Raw genomic sequence first — 6,136 nt, forward strand, 5'->3', positions numbered from 1 at the left:
CGTTGCCCGGCCCACTCGATCAGGTCGTAGTTGATGAACTCCGACCCGTTGTCACAATCGATCCCGGTCACCAGGAACGGGACCGACGCCACGAACGCGTCGAACGCGGCCCGAATATGGACGTGGGCGTTGTTGCGGACCGCGTGAGTGAACACCCAGCCGGTGTGCATATCGGTGAAGTTCACACTGCGCGCGAACTCTCCTTTCAGGCTGGGCCCGCAATGGGCGACGGTATCGACCTCGAAGAAGCCGGGCTCGGCTTCGACCTCGTCACCGGCTTTACGGATCTGGATCGAGTTCCGCAGCAGATGCCCGGGCCGGGTCGCGGCTTTGCCCCGGATCGGGTCGGTGGCCTTGGTCGGGGCCAGGTACCGATCGATCGTGGCCGCCGACATCGCTTCCAGTTCCGCCCGCACCTCGACGCTGTAGCGGCCCTGGCCGGCGACCAGGGTGCCCTCGGCCTCCATCGCGTCCAGCCAGTCGCTCATGGCTGCCGCGAGGTACTTCTCACAACTCCCGCCCGCGGTCGCCCAGACCTGACGCAGGATCACCAATGCGTCATAGGAGTACCGGCGTGTTTTGGTCGTGCGTCGGTCGATCACCGCGACCGTGGCCCGGGCCCGACCCGGTGCCCGCAGCCGGCCGGTCAACTGCTGCCGGGCATGGTCGCGGTTCCAGCCGGTCACCGCGACCACCTGGTCCAAGATCTCGCTCTTGCCCTTCTTCGGCGCCGCCGCATAAGCCTGCGCAAACTTCTTGGTCACCTCGTACCTGGCAGCCAACGACAGATCCTTCTCACTCACACCCCATCGTGACCGCCACCCACACTTCCCGGGGGAAACTATGTGAGGCACGGCACCCTGCTACGCGGGGACTCTGTGTGAGTCTCGTCGGCGATTTGCGTATGTGAGGTGACGCAGCAAGAATACGTCGTGACGCCAGCTGGCTCGAACCAGCAAACGTCCGACCGGGCGCAACAGAGGAACCGGGCGTAACGGAGGAATGGGGAGAACATGCAGGCTCGGACCTCAGGGGTTCCCAAGCTTCTCGGCGCTGCCGCGATACTGACGGCAGTGCTTTGCGCGAGTTCACCAAGCATCGCCAACGCAGAACCCTCGACTCCAGGAGCTCCTGACTCACGCCCATCCGCTACTGTCACGGAGGACGTACAGGCCCTGTCGCCTGATGAAGCATGGAAGCGCATTGCATCACAAACGGACGTCGTAGGTATTCGATTTGAGTACAGCAACGCGGTTGGGGAATTCCGACTGGACACGACACGGTCGGCAGACCAGAATAGAGTTGGCTTCGAGCAACAAGTCTCACCCTATCGGACGGCGCCGGTTATCACCGGCCTCATACGTTCAAGCAGTGACCCGTCAGTGACCCGCCTGCGGGAGATTAAGTTCGAACGCTCAAAATTTCCAGTCGCATCGCTGGCGCTTGGGCGCACCCAGCGCAATCAAGCCGGCGGTCTCCAGCCCAGCGCAGTTGGCGATTTGTACGCACCCAACTATTCGGCCGTTCAGGCTTATGATGCTCCGGACGGCCGACATATAGACCATGAGTTCGAGTGGGACGGGTCCCAAGGTCACACCCCGATGGAAGTTCCGGCGGGCTGGGGTATCGAGAACGACATCGTTCTCCATTCCGATTCCACAATTGTGGGATCCCGCCCAGTCTGTGTCGGAGGAGACAAGGATTACGACTACTGGGCTGGTCGCCCGGAAAACGGGCTCCCTCGTTTCTGGGTACTTGAACAGCCTAGTGGCGCCGCATTAGGTGATGCCGATCCTTACTTCGACACGATCAACTCGAGCGACGGCTGCGGCGACCTTACTATGTCGATCGGCATCGGTTATCCCAAACGCCTTAATGCGCAGAGCGGCAATCCCAACTACTGGCTCCTTCGTTCCCGTATCGTAGCCGACCCGGGCCATCATCCCTCGAGCGTCATGCACGGAATCTTTGATCCTGTGACCAACGATTGCTTGGGATCGACAGCGACGTCATCCTGCATGGGGCTGGACTTTGATAGACCGTTCCCTGGGCCCGGCAGCGATGGCAGCTGGTTCTTTAACTCGGATCGGGGGTGGCGAGCTCCCGGATGCGTCAGCTATGACACATACAGCGGCCCCTACTACTACACCGAATGGTGCGGGCCGATCTGGTGACAAAGCGTCGGCTTGCAAGATGGATGTCAATCCCGATCTTCATCGCGAGCATGATCGCCTGCTGGATACTCCTTCAATACCCAGTGGGCCCCCATCACGCCGGGATGTTGGAGTACCTGCTTTGTGATCTGGATCAGGCTCGATGTCACAGCACTCCCCCGCCGTATGTGTTACAGCTCAACGTAATCCTGGCAATTGCCAGCTTTGTGACCGGAACTGCAGCAGCCGGTATCTGGGTGCGTTGGTGCAGCCGCTCTGACAGAAACTCCCCAGGTGCCGCCGGCATGCGAGACGTCGACCAGGGTGATTAGACACCTTCATCCATCCTCAACAGCACGTGCGCGTACAGATTCATCGGGTCGGAGGAGCGTGACTGCTGGTCTGGGAGGGCGGTCGGCGGACTCATCATCACTGGCCGCCGCCCCCGGGACCCTGGAGACACTTCGTCGGAGCCATCCGGACCTGCTGATGACGATCGAGCCTGCGTCACTGGGCGCATGGGCAAGTAAGGATCACCCCTTCCAGCTCGTAAAGGACGGGCTGATCGAGGAGACGCTCGATAGGGCCCTGGATGCCCAGCGTTTCGTTGGGGCGAATGTGGCTCTTCACAATTGAGGGTGTAGAGGTTTGGTGAGTGTGAGCGGCGCGTCGGGGATGTCTGGGGTCGAGGTCTCCCGAGGGTGAAGGTTCCTACACGCCTCATCTGGAAGACCTCGACATGGCTGACGTTACCTTCACCCGTCCGGACCTGAGCACGTTTACCGGCCTGGACCACGTGGGCCTGGAGGTCACCGGGCAACGACTGGAGCCAGGTCGGACGGTCCTGGCATGCCGGGTGATCGAGGAGGATGACTGGTGTCACCGATGCGGCTGTCAGGGCGTTCCCCGCGACACCGTCACCCGTCGACTGGCCCACGCACCGTTCGGGTGGCGCCCCACCCTCTTGCTGATCACGGTCCGTCGTTACCGGTGCACCGAGTGCGCTCATGTGTGGCGCCAAGACACCACCAGGGCAGCCGCACCGCGAGCGAAGATTTCCCGGACCGGGCTGGCCTGGGCGCTGGTCGGTATCGTGTGCCAGCACCTGTCGATGGCACGGATCGCTGAGGCGTTGGCGGTGTCCTGGAACACCGCCAACGATGCCGTGCTCGCCGAGGGTCGGCGTCTGCTGATCAATGACCCGCATCGCCTGGATGGTGTCACCGTGATCGGCGTCGACGAGCATTGCTGGGGGCACACCCGCCGCGGCGACAAGTTCGTCACCGTCATCATCGATCTGACCCCGGTCCGGGACGGTTCCGGGCCAGCGCGGTTGCTGGACATGGTCGATGGCCGGTCGAAACAGGCGTTCAAGGCCTGGCTGGCCGAGCGGGACCAAGGCTGGCGCGATGCGGTCGAGGTGGTCGCCATGGACGGCTTCACCGGGTTCAAAACCGCTACCACCGAGGAACTCCCCGACGCCACCACCGTGATGGACCCCTTTCACGTGGTCCGGCTGGCCGGGGATGCGTTGGATCAGTGTCGGCGCCGAGTACAACAGCAGGTCCACGGGCACCGCGGCCGCAAAGAAGATCCGCTGTATCGGGCCCGACGCACCCTGCATACCGGTGCCGCGCTCCTCACCCCCACCCAGCAGACCCGACTGACCACGCTGTTCCACAACGACGACCATGTCCTGGTCGAGGCCACCTGGGGGATCTACCAGCGCATGATCACCGCCTACCGCGAACCTGATCGGGCGACCGGGAGAGTGTTGATGCACCGGCTGATCGACAGCGTCAGTTCCGGGGTTCCGCACGCACTCAGCGAGGTCATCAGCCTGGGCCGGACCCTGAAGAAGCGCGCTGCCGACATTCTCGCCTACTTCGACCTACCCCCGCACCAGCAACGGCCCCACCGAAGCACTCAATGGTCGCCTCGAGCACCTGCGCGGACTGGCCCTCGGGTTCCGAAACCTCACCCACTACACCGCCCGAGCACTCCTGGAGGCTGGCGGATTCAGACCCCAACTACACTCTGGATTGCGATGAGCCGCGAATGTGGCCGTGACACCGACCGCGGTCAGCCGGTGACTCCGACGCGTTGAAGGCCGCCCTCAGCCAGGTGAACGCGATCGATCGTCAGGACGTGGTGTTCCTGCTCCCCGTTCACAAGACGTGGCTCAACAAGGGCAACGGCCGGCAGTTGATCGCGGTCATCAGCCGCAGTCGATACACGGTCGCGGTGGCCATGGCGGACAGCAGCGCGAATCCGCTGGCCAGCAAAGAAGCCGTCCATGGCCGCCCGGGACCACCGTGGTCGCCATGTCGCCGGCCAACCATTTTCTTGCCGGCTCAGCTGGCAGCGCCTACTCCCGCCCCAGCAACTCCCGTGCCTGCCAGTTGATGGTAAGGCTGCTCAGCAGGGGTTCGCGCCCGCGGTCGTCGACCCGTTGGTTCCAGTGAATACTGGCACCCATGTCACACTGGCCCTTCCCGGTGCGGCGTGAACTTGTGCCGCGAGGTCGGCAGCAGCCCGACCGGGACCCGAACGGGAATCCAGGTTGGAGGCATGCAGGTGAGAAGGTGGCAGTTGGCCCGCTGGCTGTCGATTCCGATCTTCCTCCTCGCCATGGTCGCCTGCTGGATCCTCCTGCAGTATCCAGTGGGTCCGCATCGCGCCGGCATAGTGGAATATCTGCTGTGTGACCTGGACCAGGCTCGGTGCCACAGCAGTCCTGCACCGTATGTGCTGCAACTCAACGTCGTGCTGGCCGGTGCCGGCCTGATGATCGGCACTGCAGCCGCCGGACTCTGGGTGCGCCGGTGCAACCGTGGCGCTGCCGCCAATTCAGCAGACGCCGCTGGCTTGCCCGACCGCTAGGTGTACTCGGCCAGGAGGTTGGTGACACTCCCGGGATGTTGTTGACGTAGGAAGACCTCCGGGGTGCGGTGGCGAGTGTCAAAGTCGTTCACCGTCCGGAGGTCTTCATGTCCCACCGTAATGCCCGCCTGAACGTGCGAGGCCGGCAACTGCTGGTCCAGCGTGTCTGCCAGCAGGGCTGGGCCGTCGCGCACGCGGCCAAAGCCCAAGGCGTGTCACGGCAATGTGCACACCGCTGGATCAAGCGCTACCGCACCTACGGCTGGCACGCCCTGGCCGACCGCTCCTCCCGTCCCCACCACTGCCCCCGCCAGACCCCGGCCGAGACCGAGGAAGCCATCCTCGCGCTGCGCCGGCAGCAGCGTCGGGGACCAGACTGGCTCGGCCCCGAACTCGGTATCCCGGCCCGGACCGTGTCCCGGGTCCTGCGCCGCCACGGCGTCCCGTATCTCCGCGAGTGCGACCCGTTGACCGGGACGGTGATCCGGGCCTCCAAGACGACCGCGGTGCGCTACGAACGAGACCGGCCCGGTGAACTCGTCCATGTCGACGTCAAGAAGATCGGCAAGATCCCCGACGGCGGCGGCTGGAAGGCGCACGGGCGCCAGATGGGCTCCACCGCCGCAAAGAAGCGGGCCCGGATCGGGTACGACTACGTGCACTCGATGGTCGATGACCACTCCCGGCTGGCCTATTCCGAGATCCTGCCCGACGAGAAAGGCACCACCTGCGCAGGGTTCCTGCTGCGGGCCGCCGAAGCGTTCGCCGGCTACGGGATCGCCCGGATCGAGCAGGTGATCACCGATAACCACTTCTCCTACCGCCACGCCCACGCCTTCGCCGAAGCGCTCGGCCTGCTCGGGGCGCGGCACCTGTTCATCAAACCGCACTGCCCCTGGCAGAACGGGAAGGTGGAACGGTTCAACCGCACCCTGCAGACCGAGTGGGCCTACCGACAGGTCTTCACCAGCAACAACGAACGTGCCGCCGCTCTTGCACCCTGGCTGGAGTACTACAACACTGAACGACGCCACACCGCACTCAGAGACCAGCCCCCGATCAGCCGCCTGTAACCAACCTCATGGCCGGGTACAGCTAGG

At 64.0% G+C, this 6,136-nt stretch carries 4 protein-coding genes and 1 pseudogene; 4 read left to right on the forward strand and 1 reads right to left on the reverse strand.

Annotated elements, in window-relative coordinates; genetic code table 11:
* A partial coding sequence (locus G531_RS23650; protein WP_081684232.1) for an integrase catalytic domain-containing protein occupies positions 1-803 on the reverse strand: 803 nt, incomplete at its 3' end.
* A gap of 579 nt (positions 804-1,382) precedes the next feature.
* Between G531_RS23650 and G531_RS25860 the strand changes: the two genes are divergently transcribed.
* From G531_RS25860 to G531_RS0117085, 4 genes and pseudogenes are all read left to right on the forward strand, one after another.
* Positions 1,383-2,174: a hypothetical protein gene (locus tag G531_RS25860; protein WP_145978817.1), complete on the forward strand. Its 792-nt coding sequence runs from the start codon at positions 1,383-1,385 to the stop codon at positions 2,172-2,174.
* A 718-nt stretch (positions 2,175-2,892) separates the two neighbouring features.
* Positions 2,893-4,204: pseudogene (locus G531_RS23655) on the forward strand (ISL3 family transposase).
* Between the two features lie 541 nt (positions 4,205-4,745).
* Positions 4,746-5,036 (forward strand): hypothetical protein, encoded by a 291-nt coding sequence (locus G531_RS0117080; RefSeq protein ID WP_026928145.1) that lies wholly within the window; start codon positions 4,746-4,748, stop codon positions 5,034-5,036.
* A gap of 107 nt (positions 5,037-5,143) precedes the next feature.
* Positions 5,144-6,109 (forward strand): IS481 family transposase, encoded by a 966-nt coding sequence (locus G531_RS0117085; RefSeq protein ID WP_026927474.1) that lies wholly within the window; start codon positions 5,144-5,146, stop codon positions 6,107-6,109.
* The last annotated feature ends 27 nt before the right edge of the window (positions 6,110-6,136 follow it).

It is taken from the genome of Granulicoccus phenolivorans DSM 17626 = NBRC 107789 = JCM 15570 (assembly GCF_000423085.1).
In the GTDB taxonomy this organism is placed as follows: domain Bacteria; phylum Actinomycetota; class Actinomycetes; order Propionibacteriales; family Propionibacteriaceae; genus Granulicoccus; species Granulicoccus phenolivorans.

Coding starts and splice junctions, on each gene's coding strand:
- G531_RS0117085 (WP_026927474.1), top strand. CDS start 5,144: ATGTCCCACCGTAATGCCCGCCTGAACGTGCGAGGCCGGCAACTGCTG.